At 62.3% G+C, this 25,497-nt stretch carries 22 protein-coding genes and 1 pseudogene; 9 read left to right on the top strand and 14 right to left on the bottom strand.

Features of this window, described 5'->3' with window-relative positions; translation table 11 throughout:
* Nucleotides 1-21 precede the first annotated feature (21 nt).
* The 4 genes from AACH40_RS02385 to AACH40_RS02370 all read right to left on the bottom strand — a co-directional run bounded on the left by AACH40_RS02385 (nt 22) and on the right by AACH40_RS02370 (nt 3,675).
* Nucleotides 22-1,404 carry an amidase gene (locus AACH40_RS02385; protein WP_338644043.1) on the bottom strand — a complete coding sequence of 461 codons (1,383 nt, stop codon included), beginning with the start codon at nt 1,402-1,404 and terminating at the stop codon, nt 22-24.
* The gene (locus AACH40_RS02380; protein ID WP_338644042.1) at nt 1,401-1,595 is read right to left on the bottom strand and encodes a hypothetical protein; all 195 of its coding nucleotides are present in this window, start codon (nt 1,593-1,595) and stop codon (nt 1,401-1,403) included. The genes AACH40_RS02385 and AACH40_RS02380 overlap by 4 nt, the downstream gene beginning before the upstream one ends.
* Nucleotides 1,592-2,395, bottom strand: a complete 804-nt coding sequence (locus AACH40_RS02375; protein ID WP_338644041.1) for a sugar phosphate isomerase/epimerase — start codon at nt 2,393-2,395, stop codon at nt 1,592-1,594. Before AACH40_RS02375 ends, AACH40_RS02380 begins: the two co-directional genes overlap by 4 nt.
* 266 nt (nt 2,396-2,661) lie before the next feature.
* Nucleotides 2,662-3,675, bottom strand: coding sequence for a LacI family DNA-binding transcriptional regulator (locus AACH40_RS02370; RefSeq protein ID WP_338644040.1), 1,014 nt, complete (start codon nt 3,673-3,675; stop codon nt 2,662-2,664).
* 201 nt (nt 3,676-3,876) lie between these two features.
* Between AACH40_RS02370 and AACH40_RS02365 the strand changes: the two genes are divergently transcribed.
* From AACH40_RS02365 to AACH40_RS02355, 3 genes are read left to right on the top strand one after another with little or no spacing between them, the layout of a single operon-like run.
* A complete protein-coding gene (locus tag AACH40_RS02365; RefSeq protein WP_338644039.1) occupies nt 3,877-4,407 on the top strand; it encodes a gluconate 2-dehydrogenase subunit 3 family protein in 531 nt (176 codons plus the stop codon).
* Complete coding sequence (locus AACH40_RS02360) at nt 4,404-6,089, top strand: GMC family oxidoreductase (protein WP_338644038.1); 1,686 nt, start codon at nt 4,404-4,406, stop codon at nt 6,087-6,089. Before AACH40_RS02365 ends, AACH40_RS02360 begins: the two co-directional genes overlap by 4 nt.
* 37 nt (nt 6,090-6,126) lie before the next feature.
* Nucleotides 6,127-6,618 (top strand): flavin reductase family protein, encoded by a 492-nt coding sequence (locus tag AACH40_RS02355; protein WP_169492163.1) that lies wholly within the window; start codon nt 6,127-6,129, stop codon nt 6,616-6,618.
* 221 nt (nt 6,619-6,839) lie between these two features.
* On the opposite strand, the gene AACH40_RS02350 is transcribed toward AACH40_RS02355, so the two are convergent.
* Entirely contained in the window at nt 6,840-8,927 is a 2,088-nt protein-coding gene (locus AACH40_RS02350; protein WP_338644037.1) for a TonB-dependent receptor, read from the bottom strand.
* Nucleotides 8,928-9,349: 422 nt separating this feature from the next.
* Here AACH40_RS02350 and AACH40_RS02345 point away from each other — a divergent pair, with 422 nt between their 5' ends.
* Genes AACH40_RS02345 through AACH40_RS02335 form a run of 3 tightly spaced genes read left to right on the top strand, consistent with a single transcriptional unit; the run spans nt 9,350 to nt 13,055 of the window.
* Nucleotides 9,350-10,855: an MFS transporter gene (locus tag AACH40_RS02345; RefSeq protein WP_338644036.1), complete on the top strand. Its 1,506-nt coding sequence runs from the start codon at nt 9,350-9,352 to the stop codon at nt 10,853-10,855.
* The gene (locus AACH40_RS02340) at nt 10,852-12,003 is read left to right on the top strand and encodes a Gfo/Idh/MocA family oxidoreductase (protein WP_338644035.1); all 1,152 of its coding nucleotides are present in this window, start codon (nt 10,852-10,854) and stop codon (nt 12,001-12,003) included. The genes AACH40_RS02345 and AACH40_RS02340 overlap by 4 nt, the downstream gene beginning before the upstream one ends.
* On the top strand, nt 12,003-13,055 hold the full coding sequence (locus tag AACH40_RS02335) for a sugar phosphate isomerase/epimerase (RefSeq protein ID WP_338644034.1): 1,053 nt from the start codon (nt 12,003-12,005) through the stop codon (nt 13,053-13,055). The genes AACH40_RS02340 and AACH40_RS02335 overlap by 1 nt, the downstream gene beginning before the upstream one ends.
* Nucleotides 13,056-13,199: 144 nt before the next feature.
* On the opposite strand, the gene AACH40_RS02330 is transcribed toward AACH40_RS02335, so the two are convergent.
* The 3 genes from AACH40_RS02330 to AACH40_RS02320 are packed head-to-tail and all read right to left on the bottom strand — an operon-like array spanning nt 13,200 to nt 15,374.
* Nucleotides 13,200-13,727 (bottom strand): peroxidase-related enzyme, encoded by a 528-nt coding sequence (locus AACH40_RS02330; RefSeq protein ID WP_338644033.1) that lies wholly within the window; start codon nt 13,725-13,727, stop codon nt 13,200-13,202.
* A 38-nt stretch (nt 13,728-13,765) separates the two neighbouring features.
* The gene (locus AACH40_RS02325; protein WP_338644032.1) at nt 13,766-14,530 is read right to left on the bottom strand and encodes an SDR family oxidoreductase; all 765 of its coding nucleotides are present in this window, start codon (nt 14,528-14,530) and stop codon (nt 13,766-13,768) included.
* Nucleotides 14,531-14,573: 43 nt separating this feature from the next.
* Nucleotides 14,574-15,374 (bottom strand): SDR family oxidoreductase, encoded by an 801-nt coding sequence (locus tag AACH40_RS02320; RefSeq protein WP_338644031.1) that lies wholly within the window; start codon nt 15,372-15,374, stop codon nt 14,574-14,576.
* A gap of 125 nt (nt 15,375-15,499) precedes the next feature.
* Between AACH40_RS02320 and AACH40_RS02315 the strand changes: the two genes are divergently transcribed.
* The gene (locus AACH40_RS02315; RefSeq protein ID WP_338644030.1) at nt 15,500-16,441 is read left to right on the top strand and encodes a GlxA family transcriptional regulator; all 942 of its coding nucleotides are present in this window, start codon (nt 15,500-15,502) and stop codon (nt 16,439-16,441) included.
* A gap of 502 nt (nt 16,442-16,943) precedes the next feature.
* On the opposite strand, the gene AACH40_RS02310 is transcribed toward AACH40_RS02315, so the two are convergent.
* Complete coding sequence (locus AACH40_RS02310) at nt 16,944-17,771, bottom strand: ImmA/IrrE family metallo-endopeptidase (RefSeq protein ID WP_338644029.1); 828 nt, start codon at nt 17,769-17,771, stop codon at nt 16,944-16,946.
* Nucleotides 17,768-18,100 carry a helix-turn-helix transcriptional regulator gene (locus AACH40_RS02305; protein ID WP_338644028.1) on the bottom strand — a complete coding sequence of 111 codons (333 nt, stop codon included), beginning with the start codon at nt 18,098-18,100 and terminating at the stop codon, nt 17,768-17,770. The genes AACH40_RS02310 and AACH40_RS02305 overlap by 4 nt, the downstream gene beginning before the upstream one ends.
* A gap of 99 nt (nt 18,101-18,199) precedes the next feature.
* On the opposite strand from AACH40_RS02305, the gene AACH40_RS02300 reads away from it, so the two are divergent.
* Nucleotides 18,200-19,528 carry a DNA methyltransferase gene (locus AACH40_RS02300; protein ID WP_338644027.1) on the top strand — a complete coding sequence of 443 codons (1,329 nt, stop codon included), beginning with the start codon at nt 18,200-18,202 and terminating at the stop codon, nt 19,526-19,528.
* Nucleotides 19,525-20,334: a DUF5681 domain-containing protein gene (locus AACH40_RS02295; RefSeq protein WP_338644026.1), complete on the top strand. Its 810-nt coding sequence runs from the start codon at nt 19,525-19,527 to the stop codon at nt 20,332-20,334. The genes AACH40_RS02300 and AACH40_RS02295 overlap by 4 nt, the downstream gene beginning before the upstream one ends.
* A gap of 723 nt (nt 20,335-21,057) precedes the next feature.
* Here AACH40_RS02295 and AACH40_RS02290 read toward each other — a convergent pair.
* The 4 genes and pseudogenes from AACH40_RS02290 to AACH40_RS02275 all read right to left on the bottom strand — a co-directional run bounded on the left by AACH40_RS02290 (nt 21,058) and on the right by AACH40_RS02275 (nt 25,404).
* Nucleotides 21,058-21,354 (bottom strand): hypothetical protein, encoded by a 297-nt coding sequence (locus AACH40_RS02290; protein ID WP_338644025.1) that lies wholly within the window; start codon nt 21,352-21,354, stop codon nt 21,058-21,060.
* A gap of 231 nt (nt 21,355-21,585) precedes the next feature.
* Nucleotides 21,586-22,415 (bottom strand): annotated as a pseudogene (locus tag AACH40_RS02285) (integrase core domain-containing protein).
* A 140-nt stretch (nt 22,416-22,555) separates the two neighbouring features.
* Complete coding sequence (locus AACH40_RS02280; RefSeq protein ID WP_338644024.1) at nt 22,556-23,014, bottom strand: MucR family transcriptional regulator; 459 nt, start codon at nt 23,012-23,014, stop codon at nt 22,556-22,558.
* A 1,280-nt stretch (nt 23,015-24,294) separates the two neighbouring features.
* Nucleotides 24,295-25,404: a PAS domain S-box protein gene (locus tag AACH40_RS02275; RefSeq protein WP_338644023.1), complete on the bottom strand. Its 1,110-nt coding sequence runs from the start codon at nt 25,402-25,404 to the stop codon at nt 24,295-24,297.
* Nucleotides 25,405-25,497 lie beyond the last annotated feature (93 nt).

Genomic DNA, 25,497 nt, shown 5'->3' with positions numbered 1-25,497 from the left:
CTCCTTCAGAAAATCTGCGGTTCAGGGGGCAGAAGGGGGTCGACGATCGAGGTGGCGGGTGGCTGCTTCGAAGCAGGCGCCGATCGTGAGGAGGCTCTGCTCGTCCTGCGGGCGAGCGATCAGTTGCAGGCCTATCGGCAGGCCGCGGGCATCGTGCCCCATCGGCGTTACCAGCGCGGGCAGGCCGAGATAGGACACCGGGCGGGTCAAGGCGGACAATCCGCCGACGACGCGGTCCATCGCCGGGCCGGAATCGGCTTCCACCGCACTGGCCATCGGCGTCACCGTCCGCATCGCGGGGGTGGCGATCACGTCGCACAGGCTGAACGGCCCGGCGAGGACGGCAGCGAGATGCGATCCCCGCAAGCGCCGGGCAAGGACATGGTTCACCGCCGGAATCGCGAGCCCGTGCAGCAGACGGTTGCGCACCTGCGGGCCATAGTCGCCGGGTCGGTCGCGCAACCACGAGAGATGCTGGGCGGCCGCCTCCGGCGCCCAGACCAGCGCGGCCATCGCGGCGTATTGCTCGCCGTCCGGAAAGGCCACATCGACAACGCGCGCGCCAAGGTCGGCAAGGCAGCGCAGGGCGTCATCGAAGGCCGTGGCCACCGGCGGATCGAGATCTTCGGCAAAGTAGCCGGTCGGCTTGCCGATGGTGAGGCCGCGCAAGTCCTGCGCCAGCGTAGCTTCGTAGTCGCATTCGCCGCCCGTCAGCACGCCTAGCAGCCGCGCGACGCTGCGCGACGAGCGCGCCAGCGGGCCGGCTGTGTCGAGGCTTTCGGACAGCGGCATCATTCCGTCCTGCGGCAGCAATCCGTGGGTCGGTTTCAATCCCACCACCCCGCAAAGGGCGGCGGGCAAGCGAACCGAACCGCCCGTATCGGACCCGAGCGCGCCTGCGACGATGCGCGCGCCCACCGCCGCGCCCGATCCGGACGATGAGCCGCCGCTGATGGCCGCAGGGTTCCAGGGATTGCCGCAGCGGCCGAGGTGGGCGTTGTGCCCCGTGGGTCCCATCGCGAATTCGGCCATGTGGAGCTGTCCGATCTCGATCGCCCCTGCGGCATCGAGCCGCTCGATCAACGGAGACGTCGTCGTCGCCACGACATCGCGACGGACGATCGAGCCGCACCCGGTGACCCGGCCGGCGCGGTAGAACATGTCCTTGTGCGCCAGCGGCACCCCATGCAGCGGCCCGCTGACGCCCGAGGCAGCGCGGCGGCGATCTGCGGCGCGCGCCGCCTCCAGAGCGCCTTCGGGATCAAGCCGGACGAAGGCGTTGAGAGCGGAATGTCTCGTCGCCGCTTCGAGCGCGGACGACGTTGCGGCCTCTGCCGTCACGTCTCCCGCGGCGATGGCATTTGCCAGCGCGACCAGGTCGAGGTCCGCCAGCGCGTCGCTCATCGGCGGACGAGCCCGTCGAACAGGCGCTGGGGCCGGTCGAAGAACGAAGGCGCGCCATCGCTTCCGGCTGCTTCGAGCGCCCGGGTGACGAGCGCCTGATCGGCCTGCCAGTGCAGCCGCAGGCGCTCTTCGTCGCCGGGAAGCGCGGTTATCCCGAACGCTTCGACAAGCCAGGGCTTCGGTTCGGTCACGCCCGCATGCCCTTCAGGCTTACGAGGTACTTCCACGCGGCCGTAATTTCGTTGAGCGGGTCGACCGGCTGGTCGAATTCGACGAAAGCATGCTCGATGCCGGCCTTCTCGCTCGCCGCGATGAGGCGGGGAAAATTCTCGACGCCCGTGCCCGGGATAGCGATCCGGCCGTCCGCCGTACGGTCCTTGAGGTGGGTCATCCGGTAGCGCCCCGGGAACCGCTCGAGATAGGCGACCGGGTCAGCCCCGGCGGCCGTCATCCACATGAAATCGAGCTCAAGCTTGACGAGGTCGGGGTCGGTTTCGATCACCATGCGGTCGTACCCAGGCATGCCATCGATGACCGCGAATTCGAGGTTGTGGTTGTGGAACGCGAACTGCAGACCGGCGCTGCGGCACAGCGCCCCCGCCCTGTTGAACGCCGTAATGTGCTGCTTCAGTTCGGCAAGGCCGTATTGCTTCTGCCAGTTGGTCTGCCACGTGATGTATCGCTGGCCGAGCCTGGTGGCCCGCTCGATGGCCTCGGCGATGAAGCGGTCGACCAGGGCGAAGTCGAACGCGACCGCAAAGCGCCGGACGATCTCGTCCCACGACAGGCCGCCGCGATTGTAGAGCGAGAAGTCGCGATAGAGGTTGCCCGGCATGAGGTGCTGCGAGGGCGTGGTCAGCCCGTGCCTTGCCAGCGCGTCGGCGACCTGGGCGGGATCGCGGTCAAATGCCCCGACCGTCTCCACTTCGCGGTAGCCGATCGCCGCAACCGCCGCGAGTGTTCCATCGAAATCCTGATCGAGGAGCTTCATCACCGTAAACAGCTGAAGCCCCGGACGCATCGGCGACGGCGCCGCCCCCGCGCCACCGGAAACAGCGGGCAAAGTCGCGCAACCAGGCAGCAGCGACGCCGCAGCCAAGGCAGCGCCGGATTGACAGGACAACGACAGGAAACGACGACGGTGCATGCAAACCCTCAAATGGAAACGTTTTCATTTTGAGGGTTGGATCGGTCAAGTCAAGGGCAATACGCGAGCGTCTTTAAAAGGGTTGGCCGGGAACAGGTTTGTCGGCTGGCTCAGATGCGGGGTGTTGGCGCGGCAGTGCTTCCCCGAACGATCAGCCGGTGCGGCACCACGACCTCGCGCCGCGCGCCGTCCGGATCGATCGCAAAGTCCAGCATAAGCCGCATCGCTTCCTCGCCGATCTGCTCGTTCGGCAAGGCAATCGTCGTGAGGCCGGGATTGGCGAATTCGGCAAAGCGCAGGTTGTCGATGCCGGTAACGCTTATATCGTCCGGAACACGCAGGCCGCGCGCCGCGATCGCGTGGATCGCCCCAAGCGCCATCTCATCGTTCTCGCAAAGAATCGCTGTGAACTTGCGCTTGGAATCAAGCAGGGCGTTTGCGCCCGCGACGCCCGACCGGAGCGAGTAATCGCCCCCGACGACAAGTGCGTCATCCTCTTCGATCCCGGCGCGCCGCAATCCCAGCCGGAAACCGCGCTGGCGATCGCGGCTCATTCGCTGCGCCGATGGCCCAGACAGAATGGCGATCTGGCGATGGCCGAGCGATGCGACATGCGCCGCGATTTCGGCCGCGGCCTCGAGGTCGTTCACCCGGACGCGCGGCTGGTCGACCGCGCTGTCGTATTCGCAGGCAAGAACGATCGGCAACGGGTCGTCGCCCGGCGTCTGTCCTGCCAGCGCCGAAGGCGAGATCACGTCAAGCAGGATCAATCCATCCGCCTGCTTGCCCGCGATCATTTCGTAATGCCGGTCGAGCAGATCCTGCCGCCCTTCGGTCAGCGCGAGCAGCACTTTGGTGCCATTCTCGCGCGCGACGTTTTCGACACCCTGGACGAAGGCCGATGTGAACGGATTGTGGATGCTGGGCACCGCGATGATCACGGCATCGGCCTTCTGCCGCCGCAACGACGCGGCAAGCATGTTCGGCTTGTAATCAAGAGCTTCGATCGCATCACGGATCTTGAGCGCGGTCTTTTCCTTGACGAGATTGGGCTGGCGAAGGGCCCGGGAAACGGTCGCGATCGAGACACCAGCTTTGGCAGCAATGTCCTTGATGTTGGACATGCGCAGTCCTTCACATGAGAAAACGGAACTTCACCTTGCCGATTGCCGCTCGCCCCGCAAGCCTGCCGTGATCCGAAAAAGGAGTGAAGAACCAGGAATGAAAATGTTTACATTGCGGTTTTCCGGCCATAGCTTCGGCTCGCCATGACAAGCGTTGCCACTTCTGCTCCTTCGCCAGCTCATTCGCTTTCCCGCCGCGAATTGCTGTGCGGCACCGCCGCTGTTGGCGCCCTTGCCCTCGCCACGCCCCGAATCGCGCAGAATGCTGCAATCGATCCTGCCGATCTCACGCCGCTGATCGACGAGGTCTCCGATCTCGTCCTGCCCGGATCGCGGGTCGCAAGACCGGGCGCATTCATCACTTCGGTCTTGCCCTCGCGCTGGCGCGGCCTGACCGTCGACGATGTCCAACGCGTAGGCAGGTGGCTTGATCAGGCCGTGCAAGGGCAGTTCCTGAGACGCGATCTCGCTCAGCGCTACGCCGCGCTGGCGTCGCTTGACGCCGCAGCCTTCGGAAGGGCGCCCGCGGCAAGCCGCGCGGTCGATGCAGAGACAGGGCAGTCCTGGCAGACCTTGAAGCGTGCCGTGCTGACGGCATGGTACACCTCGGAACAAGGTGGCGCCGGCGATCTTGCGTTTCAGCTTGTCCCGGGCCGCTGGGACCCGGATTTGCCGATCGGCGATCACCCCCACCCCCTTTCCAACGACTGGCTGGCGATCTGGTTTTCATGACCGACACATTCGACGCGATCGTAATAGGCTCGGGCATCTCCGGCGGCTGGGCCGCCAAGGAATTGACCGAACGCGGCCTGAAGGTGCTGATGATCGAGCGGGGCCGTGCCATCGAGCACCAGGCCGATTATGCAAACGAGCTGAAGGCGCCGTGGGAGATGCCGTTCCGCGGCTATGGCGATCAGGACCTTCTGGATCGTGAATATGCGGTGCAGCAGAAGGGCACCAATTTCGACGAATACACGATGGACCACTTCGTCAACGATGCGGACCATCCCTACCAGACCAGCAGCGACAAGCCCTTCCAGTGGCGGCGCGGCTACCAGCTGGGCGGGCGCTCGCTGACCTGGGGGCGGCAGTGCCAACGCTGGAGCGACTACGACTTTTCTGCCAATGCGCGTGACGGCCACGGCACGGACTGGCCCATCCGCTACGCCGACATCGCGCCGTGGTACGATCACGTCGAGCGCTTCATCGGCGTGAACGGCAGCCACGAAGGCCTGCCGCAGCTTCCCGACGGGGAGTTCCAGCCGCCCATGCCGCTGAGCGCGGGCGAGAAGGCTCTCGCAAGCCGGATCGCCGCAGCCTACCCCGACCGTCGCCTGATCCCGGGGCGCTCTGCAAACCTCACCGTCGCCAAGGAGGACGAAGGCCGCGCGCAGTGCCAGTACCGCTACCTCTGCGCGCGCGGCTGCAGCTATGGCGCCTACTTCTCGACGCAGAGTTCGACCCTGCCGGCGGCACGCAAGACCGGACGCCTAACGCTGCAGACCGACATGATCGTGGAACGGATCGAGCATGATCCGAAGACAGGGCGAGCGGTGGCGGTTCACTGCATCGACGCCCGCACGCGCGCGCGCCATCGCTATGCGGCGCGAATCTTCTTCCTCAACGCATCCTCTTTCAACTCCGTCGGCGTGCTGCTGCGTTCGGCGAGCGAAGCTTTCCCGCAAGGGCTTGCCAACCGCAGCGGCGTGCTGGGTCGCTTCATCATGGACCACGCGACGGCCGTGGCCGGGATCGCGACGGCGCCGGGGCTCGAGGACAGGACGTACTTCGGCAACCGGCCATCCAACTTCGTGATCCCGCGTTTCCGCAACCTCGACACCGCCGATCCCCGCTTCGTGCGCGGCTACAGCTACCAGGGCGTCGGCATCCGCGCCAACTGGCCGCGCGGCGTGCACCTGCCCGGCATCGGACCGTCCCTGCGACGCGAGCTGGCGTCACCGGGCGAATGGCGGATCTTCATGGTCGCCTTCGCCGAGTGCCTGCCGCGCGCGGACAACCGCGTGACCCTGTCGAAGGCGACCGATGCATGGGGCATGCCGCAGCTCGACATCCGCCTGGACCAGGGCGAGAACGAACGCGCGCTTCTTTCCGACGCCGCGAGCGAGGCACGCGCGATGCTGGGCCTGTTGGGTGGCAACATTCTCGCCAGCGTTGCCGAACCGGATCTTGCCGGGTCCGCCGTGCACGAGATGGGTGGCGCGCGCATGGGCCACGATCCGGCGACCTCGGTGCTCAACGCGCACAACCAGGCGCACGACGTGCCCAACCTGTTCGTCACCGATGGCGCAATGATGGCCTCGTCGGCCTGCCAGAACCCGTCGCTGACGTACATGGCGTTGACCGCGCGCGCCGCAGCGTACGCGGTCGAACAGATGCAGGCTGGCAGGTTGTGATCGCGCGCCCGTTCAAACCCTTCGCAAGAGCAGCCGGATGACCAGCATCGACCAGGCCTTCAAGCTCGCGATGCGGCGCCTCGCCGCAAGCGTCAACATCGTGACCATGGCCGGTCCGCAAGGGCCGCTCGGAATGGCGGCGACTGCGGTCTGTTCGCTTTCGACGCAACCCGCCAGCCTGCTCGTCTGCGTCAACACGTCGGCGTCGATGCACGCCGATCTGACCGCAACCGAGGCTTTCCGTATCGCGATCCTGCACCAGGATCAGCAGGCCATCGCCGGTGTCTTTGCCGATCCCGACCGCAAGGCGGAGCGCTTCGCCGGCCCCCATTGGCGCTTCGACGCAGCCGGCATCCCGCTACTCGAAAATGCGCAGGCTTCGATCCTGTGCAAGCGCGATGCGACTTTCGCCTATGGCACGCACAGCATCATCGTGGGACGCGTTGATTCTATCGAAATGCGGGACGATGTCTCGCCGCTCGCCTGGTGCGATGGCCGCTTCGCCACCGTCCACCCTGTGCATCCCTAACGGCGCGACATTTCAGACATAGCCTGTCGCGGGGGCGACCTCGCTTCGTTCGAAACTCTGTCCAGATCGAAGACAGCCGCCATCACAGGCATCTGGCGTCATGAGGCGCGCTCCCCAGAATCGAGCGGCGAGCAGGACGGGGGACCTGCTCGCCGCTGTCTGGCCGTCGGCCCACTCGTGCCGGGAGAGAAGCACGAGCGGGCCGTGGCCAGGAACCGTCATCAGAAGGCGTAGGAAAGCCGTACGCCCCAGGTCCGCGGATCGGCGAACTGCACCAGGTAACCACCGGCATAGCCGGCTTCTTCCGACGTCGTCAGGATAACCGAGTCCTCGATGTTGCGGACGTAGGCCGAGACCGACAGCCCCTTCTTCGCATCCGGCGTGTAGGTCAGCATGAAGTCGGTCTTGGTATAGCTGTCCTGCTTTTCGGTCTCGAAGTTGCGGAAGGTGAAATACGACTTCGACTGGTAGCGGCTCTGGATGCGCGCGGTGACCTTGCCATCGCCGATATGGAAGTCGTGGCTGTAGCCGCCCGACAGCGACCATTTCGGCGCCTGTGGCAGGACGTTGCCGGCATACTGGACCCCACCGGTGTAGAAGTCCTTGTACTTCGCGTTGAGGTAGGCGGCCGTCAGGTCGATCTGGTCGTCTGGCGTCGCGCGCCATGTGGTTTCGAGCTCGCCGCCATAGATCCGGGCCTTGCCTGCGTTGAACACGCGCGAGATCGCCGTGACCGGATCGTTCTGCTGCACCTGCAGATCGACGTAGTTGTACAGGAAGCCCGACAGGTTCACTTCGAGCGTGCGGCCGAAGAAGCGGTTCTTCACGCCAGCCTCGAACGCGCGAATGGTTTCAGGGCCGAAAGTGAAGCCGTTCTGGAAACCGCCCGCCTTGAAGCCAGTATCGTACTTGGCATAGACGAGATTGTCCGGCGTCGCCTGCCAGTTGATGCCGATGTGGTAGGTGTCCTTGCCGCCTTCATACTTCGCGTTCACCGCGGTGTAGGTTCCGGCAATGATGTTGTAGCCGACCTGGCTCTTCTTTTCCTTGGTGTAGCGCGCGCCCGCTTCGATCTTCAGCCCCGGGGTGATCTCGTACCAGGCCTGGCCGAATGCGGCATAGGACCGCGAGCCGGTGTCATAGTCGAATGTGTAGAAATTGAACGGAGTCGCCCCGCCGAGGACTTGGAAGTAGGTCAGCGCCTGACCCTGCTCCTTGAAATAGTACAGGCCAGTCTGGAAGCCGAACGGTCCCGACAAATTGGAGGCAAGGCGCAGTTCGTGGTTCTGCGTTTCGGTCTTGCCGTCGGTCGGGAATGCATAGTTGAGTGCCGTGCCGCCATCCTGATCGTTCGACCGGCGCAGCTTCTGGTCGCGATAGCCGCCGAAGTAGGACAGCGTGACCGGGCCCGCGTCATAGTTGAAGTTCCAGCGCGCATTCTTGATCGTCAGATCGATGTAGCCCTGGTTGTTGAGCTCCCACTTGCGGTCCGACCCGATCTTGAGTTCGCCATTCACCACGTCGCTGTAAGGCACGCCCTTGAGCACTGCGCCTACCCCGCCGACGTGTGTGTATTCGCCGGTCAGCAGCGCGGTGAAGCCGGTGCCGGCCGGCTCGTAAGCGAGGTGGACGCGCGCCGCCTGGCTCACGTCATCGTTGCCGCCCTTGGTCACCACGCCGCTGTTGGAACGCAGCGAGCCGTTGTCGCGGTAGGGATCGCGCTGGTGCACCGAGAAGGCGGCGCGCAGCTTCAGCGATTCCGACAGCGGCAAGTTGATCATGCCCTCGCCGATCAGCAGATTCTTGTAGCCGTATTCCAGCGCAACATTGCCCTCGAGCTGGTCCTTCGGCTTGGCAGTCTGGATGTTGATCGCACCAGCTGTGGCGTTGCGACCGTAAAGGGTGCCTTGGGGGCCCCGCAGCACCTCGATCCGTTCGAGATCGAAAAAGCCGACGTTGAGTGCGGTCCCGTTCTGAAGATAGAAATTGTCGATGCTGAGCGCGACGGCGGGATTGCCGGTCTCGGTGTAGTCGCGGCTCGAAACGCCGCGGATCGTGATCAGCGTGTTCTGGTTGTTCTGCGCGATGTTCAGCGTGGGCGCGACATTGGTCAGGCTGTTGACGTCCGACACGCCGTTCGCGGTCAGCTGGGCGCCGGTCGCTACCGTCATGGCGATCGGAGTCTTCTGCGCGGTGCTCTGCCGCTTTTCGGCAGTGACCACGATTTCACCCAGACCACCCTCGGAAGCGCCCACGGCTGCCTCCTGCGCGTGAACGGCAGGTGCGGCGAGCACGAGGGCTGCGGCCACGGCCGCTACTGACACGCTGTTTCCAACGAGAATTCTGGCAACCATCTTCGAGACCCCTTCTTCTCGCGCGCAGCCGGCGCGCCCCTGCCTGTCTTGGCTTCACAATCGTCGTAAAACGTTTTCACCGCTTTATTTGACGCCATCCACGGCGGCTGGCCAAACAGAGCTCATTGCCCCGAACGCATCCGCAATAACGCTGCGTCATCCGCGGCAATGATCGATGATAACGTTTTCATTGTCGAAGCTATCGCGTTTGTGACGGATTGCAACATCCAATTTGGGGGACCTGCCACCCTTTTTATGTCGCTTACCTGCTCGAACCACTGGCTGGGCCGCTTTCCATGAGGTCGCGCAGGTCGGTCGCGGTTGACAATGTTCAATTATGTAAACATTTACATCAGAACACTTCGGATGAGGGAACCATGCCACGCCAGCGCCTGTTCAGCCTGTCGTTCGCGGCGATCACCGCAACGTCGTTCTGTTTCATCCTGCGGGCGCTGGTCGTGGACCAGTGGGGTAGCGCGTTTGCCCTGAGCGAGACGCAGAAAGGCGAGCTGCTTGGCGCGGGTCTGTGGCCCTTCGCCATCACCATCGTGCTGTTCAGCCTCGTCATCGACCGGGTCGGCTTCAAGGCGACCTTCTGGTTTGCTGCTCTGTGCCACGCAGGCGGACTTCTCGTCCTGCTAACGGCGACTGGCTACGGTCGGCTCTATCTGGGCACTTTCGTGATGGCTTTGGGCAACGGTGCGGTGGAAGCCGCGGCCAACCCGCTGATCGCGACCCTGTTCCATGAGGACAAGCCTCGCTGGCTCAATCGCCTCCATGCAGCATGGCCCGGCGGGATGATCGCGGGGGGCGTGCTCGCCATGGCCTTGGGTGACGCCACCGCCTGGCAAGTGAAGGTCGCGCTGATGGCACTGCCGGTCCTTGCCTATGCTGCGATGCTGCCATCGGCCCGCTTTCCATTGAGCGAGCGAGTCGCCTCGGGCGTATCCTATCGCGAGATGCTGGCAGAGGCCGGATGGGGCAGCGCCCTTGTGATCGCCACGCTGATCATGCTGGAGATCGGCCGCCTGCTCGTGCTCTCGCCCTTGGCCGTGCTGGCGGCAGTCGCGGTGCTAACCGGAGCGTTCGCCGCATTTGCCCGCAGTGCCGGACGCCCGCTCTACATCGTGCTCGTGCTGCTGATGATCCCGCTCGCAATTACCGAGCTTTCGACCGACAGCTGGATCAGTTCGCTGATGGAGCCGCAGATGCACGCCCTTGGCCTCCAGGCCGGCTGGGTTCTCGTCTATGCGTCGCTGGTCGTGTTCGGCATCCGTCTCGTTGCAGGCTCGGTGATCGCGCGCCTCACCCCGCTGGGCACCCTTGCGGCAGCTTCTGCGGTCACGGCCGTCGGCCTGCTTCTGCTCGCTGGCGCAAACGGACCGGCGCTCCTTCTGGCGGCCACCGTGTACGGCATCGGCAAAAGCTTCTTTTGGGGGACCAGCCTTGCCATTTCCTCCGAGCAGTTTCCGCGCGGCGGGGCGGTGACGATGAACATCGTCGCCGGCGCCGGCATGCTTGCCGCCGGGATCATCGGTTCTGCCCTGCTCGGCACAGTGCAGGACATCGGCACCGCACGAGCGATCGAAGCTCACGATCTCGCGCAGGGAACCGCGCTGTCGCAGCGATACCTCACGACCCGCGCCGGCGCGCTCACGGGAAGCTACCGCGCGCTAGATCCGACCGCTGCCGCGGCGGCACCGCCCCCGGACGCGGAACTGCTGGCGTCGATCGGCGGCGCGGCCAAGAAGGACGCGTTGCGCACGGTCGCGGTTCTCCCGGCCTTCATGCTGGCTAGCTATCTCGGCCTCATCCTGCTGTTCCGCCGCCGCGGCGGCTACCGACCGGTCGTCCTGCCCGCGAACGCGCCGGAAGCCGGATGATGACGGTCCCGCCCGCCCCCGCGCCTCCCGCGCCCGTCCGCCTCGCGATGGTGGGCGGTGGTCCCGGCGCCTTCATCGGCCCGGTCCATCGCATGGCGGCGGAGCTGGATCGCAAGGTCGAGCTGGTAGCCGGCGCCTTCAGCCGCGATTCTGGCCGATCGCGCGCTGCCGGTGCTGCCTGGGGCCTTGATCCCGCGCGGTGCCACAGCGACTACCGCGCCCTTTTCGCGGCCGAAGCAACGAGACCGGACGGCGCGGAACTGGTCGCAATAGTCACGCCCAACGCAACCCACTTCGCCATCGCCAGCGCCGCGCTGGAAGCAGGCTTCCACGTCCTTTCCGACAAACCGGCGACGGCCACGCTCGATGAAGCGATCGCGCTGCGTACCCTCGCCGCACGCGCTCATGCGCACTACGGCCTCACCTTCACCTACACCGGATACCCGCTTGTGCGGAGGATGCGCGAACTGGTGGCGCAAGGCGCGATCGGTGGGGTGCGAAAGGTCGTGGTCGATTACACGCAAGGCTGGCTGTGGCGCCCCCTCGAAGCAGAGCAGGACCAGAAGCAGGCAGGTTGGCGCACCGATCCCGGCCAAGCGGGCCTCGGGGGATGCGTCGCGGACATCGGCGTCCACGCATTCAATCTTGCCGAGTACGTCGCCGGGCTGTCCGTGACCGACCTGTGTGCCGACCTGTCCAGCATCGTTCCTGGCCGCACGCTCGATGACGATTGCAACGTGCTGCTGCGTTTCGCCAACGGTGCGCCCGGGGTGCTCCACGCATCGCAGGTCGCCACCGGCGCGCGCAACGGCCTGATGCTCAAGGTCTGGGGTGAAACCGGGGGGCTGATCTGGCGACATGAGGCCAGCGAGGAGCTCGTGCTCGAGCGGCCCGGAGAACCGACGGCAACCTATCATGCCGGCGAAGCCAGTGCCGGCCTTGCCAGCCCGCGCCTTCCTGCCGGGCATCCGCAGGGCTTCATCGAGGCGTTCGCCAACATCTACAGCGATTTCGCTGCCGGCGTCCGCGCGGGTGTGCCCTCGCCCGACGTCCCGGGCATCGCCGAAGGCGTGCGCAGCATGGCCTTCATTGCCAAGGCGCTCGAAAGCGCTCGCGCCCGTGAATGGCGCGCCCTGACGGAGGACTGATGCGCACGATCAAGGGCCCCGGCATTTTCCTCGCGCAGTTCGCGGGCGATGCGGCCCCGTTCAATTCGCTCGACGCGATTGCCGATTGGGCTGCTGCGCTTGGCTACAAGGGTCTGCAGCTGCCATCGAACGATACGCGCCTGTTCGATCTGGCGCTGGCCGCGCAGAGCCAGGACTACTGCGACGAAGTGACGGGCAAGCTGGCCGCCAAGGGCCTTGCCATCACCGAGCTGTCGACCCACCTGCAGGGCCAGCTGGTGGCGGTGCACCCAGCCTACGATGCGCTGTTCGATGGCTTCGCCGCTCCCGAAGTGCGTGGCAACCCGCAGGCGCGGCAGGCCTGGGCGGTCGAGCAGATGGGCCTTGCCGCCGTGGCCAGCCGTCGCCTTGGCCTCACCACCCACGCCAGCTTTTCGGGGGCGCTCGCCTGGCCCTATTTCTACCCCTGGCCGCAGCGTCCGGCGGGGCTGGTGGAGGACGCGTTCGACGAACTCGCGCGGCGCTGGAAGCCGATCCTCGATGTGTTCGACGAAAACGGCGTCGACATCGGCTTCGAGATCCACCCCGGCGAGGATCTCCACGACGGCATCACCTTCGAGATGTTCCTTGCGCGCACCGGCAACCACCCGCGCGCCAACATCCTCTACGATCCCAGCCACTTCGTGCTGCAGCAGCTCGATTACCTCGCCTTCATCGACATCTACCACGAACGCATCAAGTGCTTCCACGTGAAGGACGCCGAGTTCCGCCCCTCGGGCCGCATCGGCGTCTATGGCGGTTACCAGAACTGGGTCGATCGTCCCGGCCGTTTCCGCAGCCTGGGCGATGGGCAGGTCGATTTCGGGCAGGTGTTCAGCAAGATGGCTCAATACGACTACGCCGGCTGGGCCGTGCTCGAATGGGAATGCGCGCTCAAGCATCCCGAACAGGGCGCGGCCGAAGGCGCGCCGTTCATCGCGCGCCACATCATCCGCACCACGGACCGCGCCTTCGACGATTTCGCCGACAGCGGCTCGGACCGCGCGCTCAACCGCAAGCTGATGGGCTTCTGATCATGGCTGTCGACTAGCCAGACAGCTTGCCCCTTCTCGCACAGGCGGCGCTCTGGCCCGCTGCCACAGCATTAGCCCATGGTCGCGGCCCCGTGCGATCTGAAACCGCACGGGGCCGCAATATCCGCTGTCGCAGGCGGGGCCCTAGATTGCAGGAAAGTCCACTTCGGTTTCGGCCACGTTGTTGATGAGGTTGGTGAAGAAGTTCTCGGCGACGACCGCCACGATCTCGACGATCTGCGCGTCGCTGAACCCGGCATCGCGGATCGCTGCGAGGTCATCGGCAGTCACCTTGCCCCGGGCCTCAGCCACTTTGCGGGCGAAGGCAGCAGCGGCCGCGGCGTGGGGATCATCCGACGTGCCTTGGCGCGCAAGCTCCACTTCCTCCCGGCTCAGCTTGGCGAAGGTGTGGCCGGTGAAGGTGTGGGCTGCATCGCAGTATTCGCAGCCGTTTACCGCCGCCACGGCCAGGGCAATGCGTTCGCGGGTCTTTAGGTCGAGCGCCTTGCCGAGGCCTTGGTTCAGCGCGGCATGGGCAGTGATGACGGCGGGGCTGTTGGACAGTACTCGGAAGAAGTTGGGCACCCGGCCGAGCTTGGTGTTGATGGCCTCAAGCGTGGCTTGCGATCCTGCTGGAGCCGCAGCCGTTTCGGGGATGGGGATACGGGACATGATGATTTCCTTTTGATCTTGGTGGAGCCGCCCGCCACTCAGGCGCCGGTCGGGATGGGGTTTTCGACAAGGCTCTGGTTGAAGGCTTCGAACAGGGCGTGCTCGCCCGCTCCGGGGTTGTCGCGCATCGACTTGACGCCATCGACGATCACCTCGGGCGCATCGGTTGCCAGCGCCACCAGCGTCTGCTCGATGAAATCAGGCAGCGGCATCGCGCGCGGATCGCCGCTCTTGTAGATCAGGTCGGTATCGACCCACGGCGGTGCGATCTCCTGCACCCGCACACCGGTGCCGCGCAGCTGGAACCGCTGCGACAGCGCGTAGGAATGGAGCGCGGCCTTGGTGGCGGAATAGATCGCGTTGGTGGCGATGGGCACGAAGGCAAGCACGCTGCTGGTATAGAGCACGGTCGCTTCCGCCTTGGTCTTCAAATGCTCGATCAGGGCGGAGGTCAACCGGATCGGGCCAAGCAGGTTGGTGGTAATCAGCTCCTGCGCCAGATCGTCGTCCACCGGCCCGCTCACGTCGTCGAACGGCATGAAGCCTGCGTTGTTGAACACGACGTTGAGGTCGGGGAAACGACGGGTCAGCTCGCTTGCGGCGTCCCGAATGCTGTCGAGACTGGTCACGTCCAGCTGGATCGAGGCCATGCCCGGGTTGGCGGCGGTCACCTCGTCGAGCAAAGCGGTGCGGCGGCCCGAGATGATCACCTGGTTGCCGAGCTTGTGGAGCGCCTCGGCCAGGCCGCGGCCGATGCCGCTGGTGCCGCCGGTGATGAAGATGGTGTTTCCGGTGAGTTTCATGGGATTGGACCTTTGATTGGGAGAGGATAACAGGAGGGAGGGATCAGGCCGCGACGCCGAAACGCGGGGCGGACCGGGTGGCGGAAAGCTGAGGACCGAGTGCGGCGCGGGCAGCCTCGAAAGCGTTCCACAGTTCGATGTCGCGCAGCGCCGGGATCGTGGCGGTCTCGCCCTGATCGAACCCGGCCAATGCCGCATCGACCATGTCTTCGGCGTCCATGACGATCTCGGTCGGCAGATGCTCGACCGGCAGCCCGCCAAGCGCCCAGAAGTCAGTGCGGGTGGCGCCGGGCAGCACGGCCTGTGCGCGGATGCCCTTGTCGGCCAGTTCATGGTTGAGCGAGGTGGTGAAGGCCTGGACGAACGCCTTGGTGCCGCCATAGACGCCGTTGAGCAGTTCGGGAGCGACCGCGACGATCGAGGCAATGTTGATCACCGTGCCGCCGCCGCGCGCCACGAAACCCGGGACCGCAGCGTAAGTCAGCCGCATCAGCGCCGTGACATTGAGCTGCACCATCGCAGCCATCTTCTCGACATCGCTTTCCAGCAGCGTGGTGTGCGTGCCGATCCCGGCGTTGTTGACCAGAGCCGTCACGCTGGCATCTTCGCGCAATACCTTTTCCACCCGGGCGAGATCGGCTGCATCGCCGAGGTCAGCGGCCAGCACTTCGACCGAGCGGTCGGTCTTGTCCGAAATCTGTGCGGCGAGCGCCTGCAGCTTGTCCTTGTTGCGGGCGACGAGGATGAGGTCGTAGCCGCGGGCAGCGAGGCGGTCGGCATAGATCGCGCCGATGCCGGTCGATGCGCCGGTGATGAGAGCGGTTCCCTTGGAAGCAGTGGTCATTTTCGTTGTCCTTTTTGGTGTCGGGGAGAGCGCCATCGCTCTCGACACGAACCTTATGGACGCGAACCGTCATGGCTGATATGACGTATAAATTACGTTTTTAGGACATTACGCACGGAGGGCGCATGCCACACGTTTCCATGGTGCTCACCCCCGGCTTCCAGTTCCTGGCATTGGGCGTGCAGGCAGCATTCGAACTCGCCAATGTCGTCAAGGGTGAGCCCTACTACACCCTGTCGATCGCTTCGGTCGCAGGCGGCCCGATCACCTCGTCCAGCGGCTTTGCCGTGCCCACCGTGCCACTGGCAGATGTCGGGCAGGTCGATACCCTACTGCTGCTCGCCGGCCTGCAGCCGCCGCCCCGGCAAGACGAAGCCACACTTGAAACCCTGCGCACCATGGCACGCGAATCCCGGCGCGTGGCAGGGCTTTGCACTGGCGCCTTTCTGCTCGGCCAGATGGGACTGCTCGATGGCCGCCGCGCCACAACGCACTGGTCCTATGCCCGCCAGATGCGCGAGGACTTCCCCAACGTGCGCGTCGAGGACGATCGCATCTTCGTCAACGAGGGTTCGGTGTGGACCTCCGCAGGATTGACGGCGGGGCTCGACCTAGCTGTCGCCCTGATCGAGAAGGATCTGGGGCGCGACGTGGCCGGTGCCATCGCCCGCCGCCTTGTCATGCACCATCGCCGCGCCGGGGGCCAATCGCAGCACTCCGAGCTGCTTGAACTCGCTCCCAGCAGCGACCGCATCCAGAAGGCCGTGCTCTTTGCCAAGGCCCATCTTGCCAATCCGCTGACGGTGGAAGAACTGGCCGAAGTCGCCGCGCTATCCCCGCGCCAGTTCGCCCGCGCCTTTCGCGCGGAAACCGGGCAAACGCCGGCCAAGGCTGTCGAGCAGATGCGGCTCGAGGCTGCGCGCCTGATGATCGAGGAAACCCGCCACCCGATGGACCAGATCGCGCGCGAGGCCGGCTTCGTCGACATCCGCCGCATGCGCGAGGCGTTCATGCGCCAATATGGCCAACCACCGCAGACCCTGCGCCGACTGGCCAAGGTGGCTTGAACGGGCCTTGCACGGCGCGGACCTGCCATCCGACCGGAGTGGGAGAGAGCAAGCGTTCGGGCTGCAGCCAGGAGGCTCGGGCGGGAAAGAGAGCTCACGGCGCACGTCCAGGAACTAGACTTGCGCTCCCCGGATTCAGGCCACAACAAGCCATCCGGCAAAGGGACATCGTGTTCGCCCAAGCACCCAAAGGTGCCCGAAGGCAAAGATCAGTATTCTGTGCTGACTGTCTGGTGCGCTGCGCAGTCCGGAGCGAACCGCTCTCCCTTTGATTTTCCCTGTTTTCAAACGGACATCAGGGAATTGCACCAATTCCATGAGGCTCCGAACGCCTCAAAACGCTCCTGAACGCCCGGAAAACAAGCATTTTCGCCTGTGTTGCACGGTGAACCGAACAGGGAATTCTTTGTCGCGAAACAGGGAAGTGAGAGTCTGGCATCAGCGAAGTGATCTTGGATCGAACAGCGATCGACCGGCACTTGGCCGAGCGAGAATGGCGGCGTTAGCGCTCGCTTCGCTCGATGTGCAGAAGCACCATCGCATAGCCGTTGCTTTGGCCGAGGACCTGTTCGGTCATCGCTTCCACGCGGGCACACTCTCGATGAGAAAGCCAAGTTTCAGGCTCGCACTCTTCGATCTCGCTGTGAACGCCTGAAGCAAGGCCGTGATCAGCGGCAATGGATGCCGCTGGCACCGGCGCGCCGAGCGGTACCTCGATCCAGGGAAAATCCCCCGAACGGTAGATGCTCTTGATCCTGCCGTGCTGGAGAACGAGGACCGCGACGTCTGCCCGTGACGCTGCGACGTAACCGCGGGCCATCGCCTCCTTGCTGACAGCGAACTTGCGGGCAAGTGTCACGATCTCGGCAAGGCTGGGTTCGCGCGCTGTCATCGCCCTGCGAACTTTTGCTGGGGGCATCAGCAAGGCTGCGGCGAAGCGGTTGGCTTCTGCTTCGATGCGCCTGTGTCGGTCTGCTGCCCTCGTATCGGTCTGGTGAAGATCAGCGAGCGCACATGCAAATGGCTCTCCGGCTCTCGGCCTATGGGTCTCGATAAGGAAATGACCGAGCTCATGCGCGATTGAAAAGCGCCGTCGCTCAGGCCGGCGACCCTCCGCTACGAGGATCGCGCCCTGTGCCTTAAGCTCGTCCATGATGATTGCTGCCTCGTAAGCGGACGTCTGCACCTGCGAGATCGAGGGAATATCGAGGCTGGAACACAGCTCAGCCAGGTCGAAGTCAGGAGCGAGGTCCGGCGCCAACTCGTGGATCTTTTGCGCCAGGGCCAGCGGTGAGCCTATGCCGTCGAGTTCGATCCTGCTGACGCTCAATCGCGCTTGTCCCTGCTCTTTTTCATTGAATCCATGAGCAGCCTGATCGTCTCGCGGTCGCGCTCGTCAAGCTGCTTGAGGTCGCGGAACATCGCGATCATTTCGGGGGATTCATCGCCGGTATCGGGGGAGTCGCCAACAAGGTCAGCCACCCTCACCCGGAAGTATTCGGCGAGCTTGAGAACCAGTTCCATTGAGGGGTTCGCAGTTGTCCCCTTCTCCAGGTTCCAGACGTGCGCCTTGGACACGCCGACGGCGTCGCCGACATCCTGAAGAGATCGCTTCTGGGCAATCCGTAGATCGTGGAGCTTGCGCGCGAAGCTCATCATTCACCCGTTCAATCGAGATGTGCGCAGTCATACGCGCCAGATTGACTTTTGCAAGCGTTCAGTCTATGTATACGACCCTGTCAAAAACGGGGTTGCACCATGTCCACCAACCAGGTCGTCGAGCGCAGTATCACCTCGCTCAAGCCTTACGCGGGCAACGCCCGCACCCATTCCAAGAAGCAGGTCCGCCAGATTGCTTCTTCGATCGAGCGCTTCGGATTTAACAACCCGGTGCTGATCTCGGACGACGGCGAGATCATCGCAGGTCATGGTCGGGTCAGCGCGGCGAGGCTACTGGGCTGGAAAGCAGTCCCAACCATTGTCCTGTCCCACCTCTCAGAGACCGAGCGGCGAGCCTACGTCCTTGCAGACAACAAGCTTGCGCTGAATGCCGGCTGGGACCGCGACATCCTCGCGATCGAGCTTCAGGCGCTGGTGGACCTTGACTTTGACGTAGAACTGACCGGCTTCAGCCTGGCCGAGATCGATATCGTGCTCGACGAGGCGAACGAGGCCGATCCGCAAGCGGTCGCTGATGAAGCGGACACGGTGTCCTTTGCCAGCGGGCGGCCAGTCGCGCGGCTTGGCGACCTGTGGCAGTTGGGCCGCCACAAGCTGCTGTGCGGTGATGCCCGTTCGGACGTAGATTTTGCCGCCCTGATGGGTACCGAGCAGGCCGACCTCGTCTTTACCGACCCGCCCTACAACGTGAAGATCGACGGCAACGTCTGCGGGTTGGGTAGCGTGCGCCACCGCGAGTTCGCGTTCGCGAGCGGAGAGATGAGCGAAAGCCAGTTCACCGCGTTCCTCACAGACACGCTCGGAAATGCGGCGAGTGTCATGCGCGATGGCGCGATTGCGTTCGTCTGCATGGATTGGCGTCACATGGGCGAACTGCTCGTCGCAGGGCGCGCGGTCTTCACCGAGCTCAAGAACCTCGTGGTTTGGAACAAGACCAACGGCGGCATGGGAGCATTCTATCGCTCGAAGCACGAGCTCATCTTCGTCTTCAAGCAAGGCACTGCCGAGCACACCAACAGCTTCGGCCTTGGCGAGACGGGACGGTATCGCACAAACGTCTGGGACTACGCGGGGATCAGCTCGATCGGGGCAAACCGGTCCGAGGAACTTGCGATGCATCCGACCGTCAAACCCGTGACGCTGATTGCCGATGCGATCCGTGATTGTTCGCGCCGCGGCGAGATCGTGCTCGACTGCTTCGGCGGTTCCGGCTCGACGCTGATCGCCGCGGAGAAGACAGGCCGTTCAGCGCGGCTCATCGAATACGACCCGCTTTACTGTGATACGATCGTCAGGCGCTGGGAAAAGCTCACGGGAAAGCGGGCTAGCCTTTCCGTCACTGGCGATAGCTTCGAGGACGTGTCCGAGCAGCGGCTGGGCCTCGATCTTGGCACCGAGGCGGCATGATGGATAAAGACACGCTGCCCATTCCGTACGAGGTGGGTTACGGCAAGCCACCTGCAAACACCCGGTTCCGCAAGGGACAGTCTGGCAATCCCGCGGGCCGCCCCAGGCGGGCCAAACCCAAGCCGAAGAAGGTCGACACCGGCTTCGGTATGAAGGCAGCAGAGGAATACCTGCGTCTCGAGGCCTATCGGCCGGTGATGGTTCGTGAAGGCGAACAGGTCATCGAGCTGCCAGCGATACAGGCCGTGTTCCGCGCGATGGGCGTCGCCGCCATGAAGGGCAACCGGTTCGTTCAGAAGACCCTGGCGGAGATGGTGGCGCGCATGGAGGCGGAGCACCACGCCTCGCGCATCGAGCTGTTCGGCACCATGGTCGAGTACCAGCACAAGTGGAGCGAGGAGATTGACCGTTGTCGCAAGGCAGGTCTGCCGGAGCCCGAACCTGTCCCTCACCCTGACGACATACACCTCGATCCAAACACAGGCGAAGCCCGGGTGATGGGACCGCAAACGCGAGAACAGAAAAAGCGGCTCGATGAGGCTCTTGCTCGCCGGTCCGAGGCACAGGAGGAAGTCAATTACTATGCCGACAAGTACCGCCGGACCCGCGATCCCGAGCGCAAGGCCCGGTACCTCGAAGACTGGCACTTCGAGCAGCGCATGTTCGATATAATCAATGACGTCGTAGGGCCACGGTACAAGGCAAAGCTTATCAACAGATCCTACGCTGAAGGCTCATCGAGGGAGGGGAAGACGCTTGAGGAGATTAAGAAAGACAAGAGATTGAGAGAAGAATATCTCGGTTGAGAGCTCGCGCGCGCCGGCAAACGAGGTAACAAGGACGCCGACACCGAGGATGCGACCATCCAAATGCCGGGCTGTGATTCCGGCGTGGTCATCTGCTCATCTCGTCTCCTGTCATGCGGCGCGATGGTCGCCGTCAGACAGAAAATCCACTTATCACCCCGTCCAGATTCTCCACGCCACCTTTAATAATACGCTCTTTCTGGAGCGCACAATCATGAGCGTTCGTGCGGGTTTTTTGACGGAGCAAGCGCCGTTGCCAGGCCCATAAAAAAATGGCGCGAGCCCGCTCACGTGGGCGGGGCAAAAACAAGCGATTGACTTTGCACCTCAAACTGATGCTTTCTGTGCCCAACATTAACGAGCCGGTTCAACTCCACGAATTTTACATATATTTCATATATAAAACCAAAAAATCGGGTGCACGATGGACAGTGTCAGGCGGCGTTCCGTTTTTCGCGTGGAAAATGTGTTGAGCGAGTCTTCCAAAAGGTTAGCTAGTGAGGTCAGAGTAATAGAATTTCAACTTACTGAATTTATTGCTCGGCTTGATCCATCACGTGACGCCCTAGCCGTCCAATATGTCGAAGATAGCCTAGCAGAGATAAATCAGTTTTTGCAGCAAACTAACCTTCCATTAACCGAACGATCAAGTCTATGCGGGACCAAAGTTAGATTGGAAGAGTTAACGCCGACGTTTACTTCTCAGCGACTCCCGTCCTAGGCTCATGCGGACTGTGCCCCAGCTTGTTCATCTTGATCTGACCAGTACCTTTCATCAAGCATGAACAAAAGACCATTGAATGGATCGCTACGTTCGATGGGAAAGGCCTTGTCCAGGCAAGTTTTGATTATACTTGCTCGCGTTTCGCCTATCGTATCGACAGTTAGACCTTGAGCCTTATCTGCCAGAGACTCAAGCTCATCTGCGTATTCATTTATTAACGCCACGTCATCAGCATTGTTGAGATAACCAGAGGCTACCCTTAGTCGCCTTGCAGCCTCAGTTAATCGCGAACTCATTCGCGCGCCCTCACTCCTGCATCAAAATCGCAACACGGCATACCACACAAAGTTAACAGTGCGGACAAGCTCTGGCCGCCGGTTGCCTCCTATTTAACACCCTTCAACGAATTTAGTTTGTTATCTGACAATCCAATCTCGTCGCGAGTCGCGGTTGACGTCGCGTCAATTGCTCCAGGATGGCAAGCACCTCTTCGACAAGCCCGAGGCGACATCCGACTTCTGGCTTGATTAGCCCCTAGCCTTCCAGGTGTTTAGTCCCGGCATCTGGTGGATCGGATTGGCGATGAAGAGGCCTGGCTCTGACGTACGGATTTTGGTGATGTATTAGTAGGGTGTGAGGCTGCTTAGCGTTTTGAGCGGGCGGGCGAAGTTGTAGGCGGCCATGAAGTCAGCGAGGTGCGTCCGTAGCTGTTTATGGCTGTCGCAATGGAAGCGTTTGACGGTGGCTTCCTTGATGGTTCGGTGCATCCGCTCGACTTGTCCGTTGATCCACGGACGATTTGGTTTGGCGAGCAGGTGCTCGAGGAACCCCCATGCTGTCCGCCGATCAGCCTTGTAGACAGTTGTGTGACCGCGAACTTGCAGGTGCGGTCGATGCCGACGAACAGGTGCAGCTTGCCTTCGGCAGTTTGCACCTTAGCGATATCAATGTGAATGAAGCCAATCAGTTAGCGCTTGAAGCGCTGACGCTCTGGCTTGTCGCCCTCGATGTCCGGCAAGCGCGAGATGCCGTGCAGCTGCAGGCATCGGTGCAGCGTTGAGCGCGTCAAGTGCGGGATCGACGGTTGCAGCGCGTAGAGGCAGTCGTCGACTGTCAGCAGTGTGTGGCGCCTGAACAACACAACTATCGCCTCCTTCGCCTCCGTCAGGATCGTTGAATGAGGAGCCTTCAGGCCGGTCTTCAGATAATGGACTGTCGTCCGCTTGCGCCACTTCGCGACCGTCTTCGGGTTGACCCCAAGCTCCCGGCTCAGCGTCGCGAGCGAAGCCTGCGATCGCTGTATTGCTGCTCGGACGGCGTGCGTGGCCGTGACGCTCCCATGACGTATCTGTCCCATACGGCATCCTTCCATCCCAACGAAAGGATCGCACCATAAAAAAATGGGATCAAACACCAAACAGCCTTGAACGAGGCCGCTAGCCGATTGCTTAAGCAGATGAAGAGGTACAATCGCCCCCACCGAAAATTGAACGAGATTTAAACCTTTTCAGCCGCCGGTTTTCGACCACGCTTCGCAGCAGTCTTACCACTGGACTTACGGCCGAGGCCAATTTTCTTGGCGAGATCTCGTCTTTTTTCTGCGTAAGCAGGAGCAACCATTGGATAGTCTACGGGCAAATTCCAGCGGGCTCGATACTGCTCCGGTGTCAAATTGTAGGCCGACATGAGATGCCGCTTGAGCATCTTCAACTTCTTTCCATCTTCAAGGCAAATGATGTAGTCGTTTTTGACCGATGCACGGATTGTAACTGCCGGTTCTAGGCGCTCTTCGGCTGGCAAGGTCGCCTGGCCGAGTGAGCTTAGGGAATTAAAGACGCTGCTGATCAGCGTCGCTACGTCACCAATGGCGACGCTGTTATTTTGCACATGCGCCGCAACAATATCCGACGTAAGGGAAATCAGGATTCCACGTGTCTCAGTCTCAATATCAGACATAACTCGCTCCCGATGTTTTTTATTGGAGAGATTTCCATAATGATACCGTTACGAAAATAAGCAATACGTGAAAATGGCGATATATCTCGGGTGGTTTAAAAAGTTATGCCCGGCACTTCTGCTTAGGAAAAGACCAATTTTTCTCCGATATTCCACAATCGCCGATAATGACGCCGTTACCGGCGCCACCATGGATGACATTGTCTAGAATTTCGCAGTTCATCCTGTCGTTTTGAGGTGTTCCGGCCAGTTCCACAATGGCTTGCGCCCCGTTGTTTACCTTCAGTATGAAACTCGCACCGATCAGCACCGTTCCACGCGCAGCCTTCCACAATTATCTCAAATTTGGACATTTGGAGTAACGCTCAGGAACCCGATATTTCAATTAAATATTGAGCCTGTTGATGGCAAAGGGAGAAGTTACCCAGTCGAACAACCGTTGCCCGCAGATGAGCAACATCCGATCATCCACTGCATATCGCCTATTACAATTACCATCTTAGAAACCAAATTACATCATCAAATGACAAAACCTATAAAACTTGCTGCTAACGGCAATCTGCCACCGCTCTCGCGCCCCCCCCCAACTTTATGGGGCGCCTGACGTTATCACGCGATTTATCGCAGATTATTACATGAGCGACCTAAATAATTCCAAAATATTAGCTTGGACGAAAGTCGCACAGGCTCGCCTTCACTGTTTGTGCGGCTTCTCCCCCTTGCGACCTCATTATTTTCAGTTACTCTCGATGAGTCTCCCGACGAGACCATCTGCAAGCTTCCCCGCTAGCGATGCTCTGCCCCGCCGACACCCCCACCTCAACTGCTGTCGGCGGGGCACTTTTCCTTTCATCAGTGGAACCGGCATGGTTACGCGAGGTTGGGAGACCGCACACTCTGTGCGCAACGATCCCAACTAGGCCCCCGCGCCCAAACGGGCGGGGGTTACTTTTTGCCCGACTTTGGATAATCTTGTTGAGGCACTGTGGAGGTGCCGTGCAAGCGGGTTCCCGGCGACCTCTCCTCCAGCCGAAGTCGCCGGGAATTTCCATCTTGGTAGTCGCACGCATCCCGCTCCGTTGGTCGAGGAAAGCATTGGCGGTGTGTGCGCTCTCCTCGATACGCGTGCTACTTTGGCGCCAGCCAATTGCGCTCACGAGTAGGGCACGATTTCGACTGTCGGGATGATCGGCGAAGTCGCGGGTAACGGGATGCACGCCAAAGTTTGGAGATCATTTGTTGAATCGCTCCATGAGCGGACGCCCCGACAGAGCCAAGAGTCATGGCGAGGCTACACGGTCCAGCGGTAATTCTGCCTCCAGCAAAGCCCCATCGGCGAGCAAATCGAATCTGACCCGCCCTCCCAGCGCACTACCAAGCATGCGGCCGAGCGACTTGGTTCCAAACCCTCTCCGGCCCGTCTGAACGACTGGTGGGCCGTCCACCTCGCGCCAGGAAAAATGGAGGACGCCCGCGTCTCGATCGATACGCCAGCGAATGCGCACGATACCTCCGTGCTCCCCGAGCGCTCCATACTTCACTGCGTTCGTGGCCAACTCGTGCAGCGTCATGCCAAAGGCGTGGACGGCGCTTGGCAGCAACTCCAGATGTTCGCCTTCGATGAGAACCCGGTCAGCACTGCCATGGGCGAAGATCTCGAGCTGACGCTGGATCAGCTTGTCGAGCGGGCCTCCTGCAATAGCCTTCCCTAACAACAGATCATGCGAAGCAGCGATTCCTGCTAGTCGTTGCGATATGCTTCGTTCCAGCTCGTCAGCGCTTGAAGCTACCTTTGCGCTGCCGCTGACGATAGCGCCGACGACGGCGATCAGATTCCTGACGCGGTGACCGCTTTCATCCAGGAGCAGCTGCACCTGCTCTTGGGCTTCTTTGCGTTTTTGAATGTCTGAGATGACGGAGACAAAGTTTAGCGGGGCGCCTGATGCATCCCGCAACAGCGACACACTAAGTTCGGTCCAGACAGTAGATCCGTCGGGGCGAATGTATCGCTTCTCCATGGTGTAGACATCCATCTCGCCATTCAGGAGGTCCTGCACGTAGCCAAGGTCAGCATCCAGGTCGTCAGGGTGGGTAATGTCTTGGAACGTGAGCGCGCGCAGCTCTTGCTGGGTTCGCCCCAGCAGACCTTCGAGGCACGGGTTTACTTGTATGAACCGTCCGTCGATCGAGACTTGCGCCATGCCGACGTTGGCCCTCTCAAAAGCCAGGCGATAGGAGTCTGTTTGAACATCGGCACTATCAACACCATCTGACCGAGCGCCTTGATCAGTCAGCACGTGCTCGTGTTTACGCTGACGGTGCTGCTCTGGATCTAGCCCGCACATCGCCCCCCCCCGTAACCCATGCATCTCTGCATGCTGCAGAAGCATCAACTTATCACACTAATATGTGGATTGTCTCTGTTCTTGGGTGCGAGGGTTCTTCGTCAGCTACGCAATCGGTAAATTGACACCCGCTCCCTG

The sequence above is a fragment of the Novosphingobium olei genome (genome assembly GCF_037076535.1).
GTDB classification, from domain to species: domain Bacteria; phylum Pseudomonadota; class Alphaproteobacteria; order Sphingomonadales; family Sphingomonadaceae; genus Novosphingobium; species Novosphingobium olei.
Note: the sequence above shows the minus strand (reverse complement) of the source record. Positions and strands in the feature narration are given on the sequence as shown.

Coding starts and splice junctions, on each gene's coding strand:
- AACH40_RS02360 (WP_338644038.1), top strand. CDS start 4,404: ATGACCGACACATTCGACGCGATCGTAATAGGCTCGGGCATCTCCGGC.
- AACH40_RS02295 (WP_338644026.1), top strand. CDS start 19,525: ATGATGGATAAAGACACGCTGCCCATTCCGTACGAGGTGGGTTACGGC.
- AACH40_RS02325 (WP_338644032.1), bottom strand. CDS start 14,530: ATGAAACTCACCGGAAACACCATCTTCATCACCGGCGGCACCAGCGGC.
- AACH40_RS02305 (WP_338644028.1), bottom strand. CDS start 18,100: ATGATGAGCTTCGCGCGCAAGCTCCACGATCTACGGATTGCCCAGAAG.
- AACH40_RS02335 (WP_338644034.1), top strand. CDS start 12,003: ATGCGCACGATCAAGGGCCCCGGCATTTTCCTCGCGCAGTTCGCGGGC.
- AACH40_RS02275 (WP_338644023.1), bottom strand. CDS start 25,404: ATGCTTCTGCAGCATGCAGAGATGCATGGGTTACGGGGGGGGGCGATG.
- AACH40_RS02300 (WP_338644027.1), top strand. CDS start 18,200: ATGTCCACCAACCAGGTCGTCGAGCGCAGTATCACCTCGCTCAAGCCT.
- AACH40_RS02320 (WP_338644031.1), bottom strand. CDS start 15,374: ATGACCACTGCTTCCAAGGGAACCGCTCTCATCACCGGCGCATCGACC.
- AACH40_RS02375 (WP_338644041.1), bottom strand. CDS start 2,395: ATGAAGCTCCTCGATCAGGATTTCGATGGAACACTCGCGGCGGTTGCG.
- AACH40_RS02340 (WP_338644035.1), top strand. CDS start 10,852: ATGATGACGGTCCCGCCCGCCCCCGCGCCTCCCGCGCCCGTCCGCCTC.
- AACH40_RS02385 (WP_338644043.1), bottom strand. CDS start 1,404: ATGAGCGACGCGCTGGCGGACCTCGACCTGGTCGCGCTGGCAAATGCC.
- AACH40_RS02290 (WP_338644025.1), bottom strand. CDS start 21,354: ATGAGTTCGCGATTAACTGAGGCTGCAAGGCGACTAAGGGTAGCCTCT.
- AACH40_RS02370 (WP_338644040.1), bottom strand. CDS start 3,675: ATGTCCAACATCAAGGACATTGCTGCCAAAGCTGGTGTCTCGATCGCG.
- AACH40_RS02345 (WP_338644036.1), top strand. CDS start 9,350: ATGCCACGCCAGCGCCTGTTCAGCCTGTCGTTCGCGGCGATCACCGCA.
- AACH40_RS02280 (WP_338644024.1), bottom strand. CDS start 23,014: ATGTCTGATATTGAGACTGAGACACGTGGAATCCTGATTTCCCTTACG.
- AACH40_RS02355 (WP_169492163.1), top strand. CDS start 6,127: ATGACCAGCATCGACCAGGCCTTCAAGCTCGCGATGCGGCGCCTCGCC.
- AACH40_RS02315 (WP_338644030.1), top strand. CDS start 15,500: ATGCCACACGTTTCCATGGTGCTCACCCCCGGCTTCCAGTTCCTGGCA.
- AACH40_RS02330 (WP_338644033.1), bottom strand. CDS start 13,727: ATGTCCCGTATCCCCATCCCCGAAACGGCTGCGGCTCCAGCAGGATCG.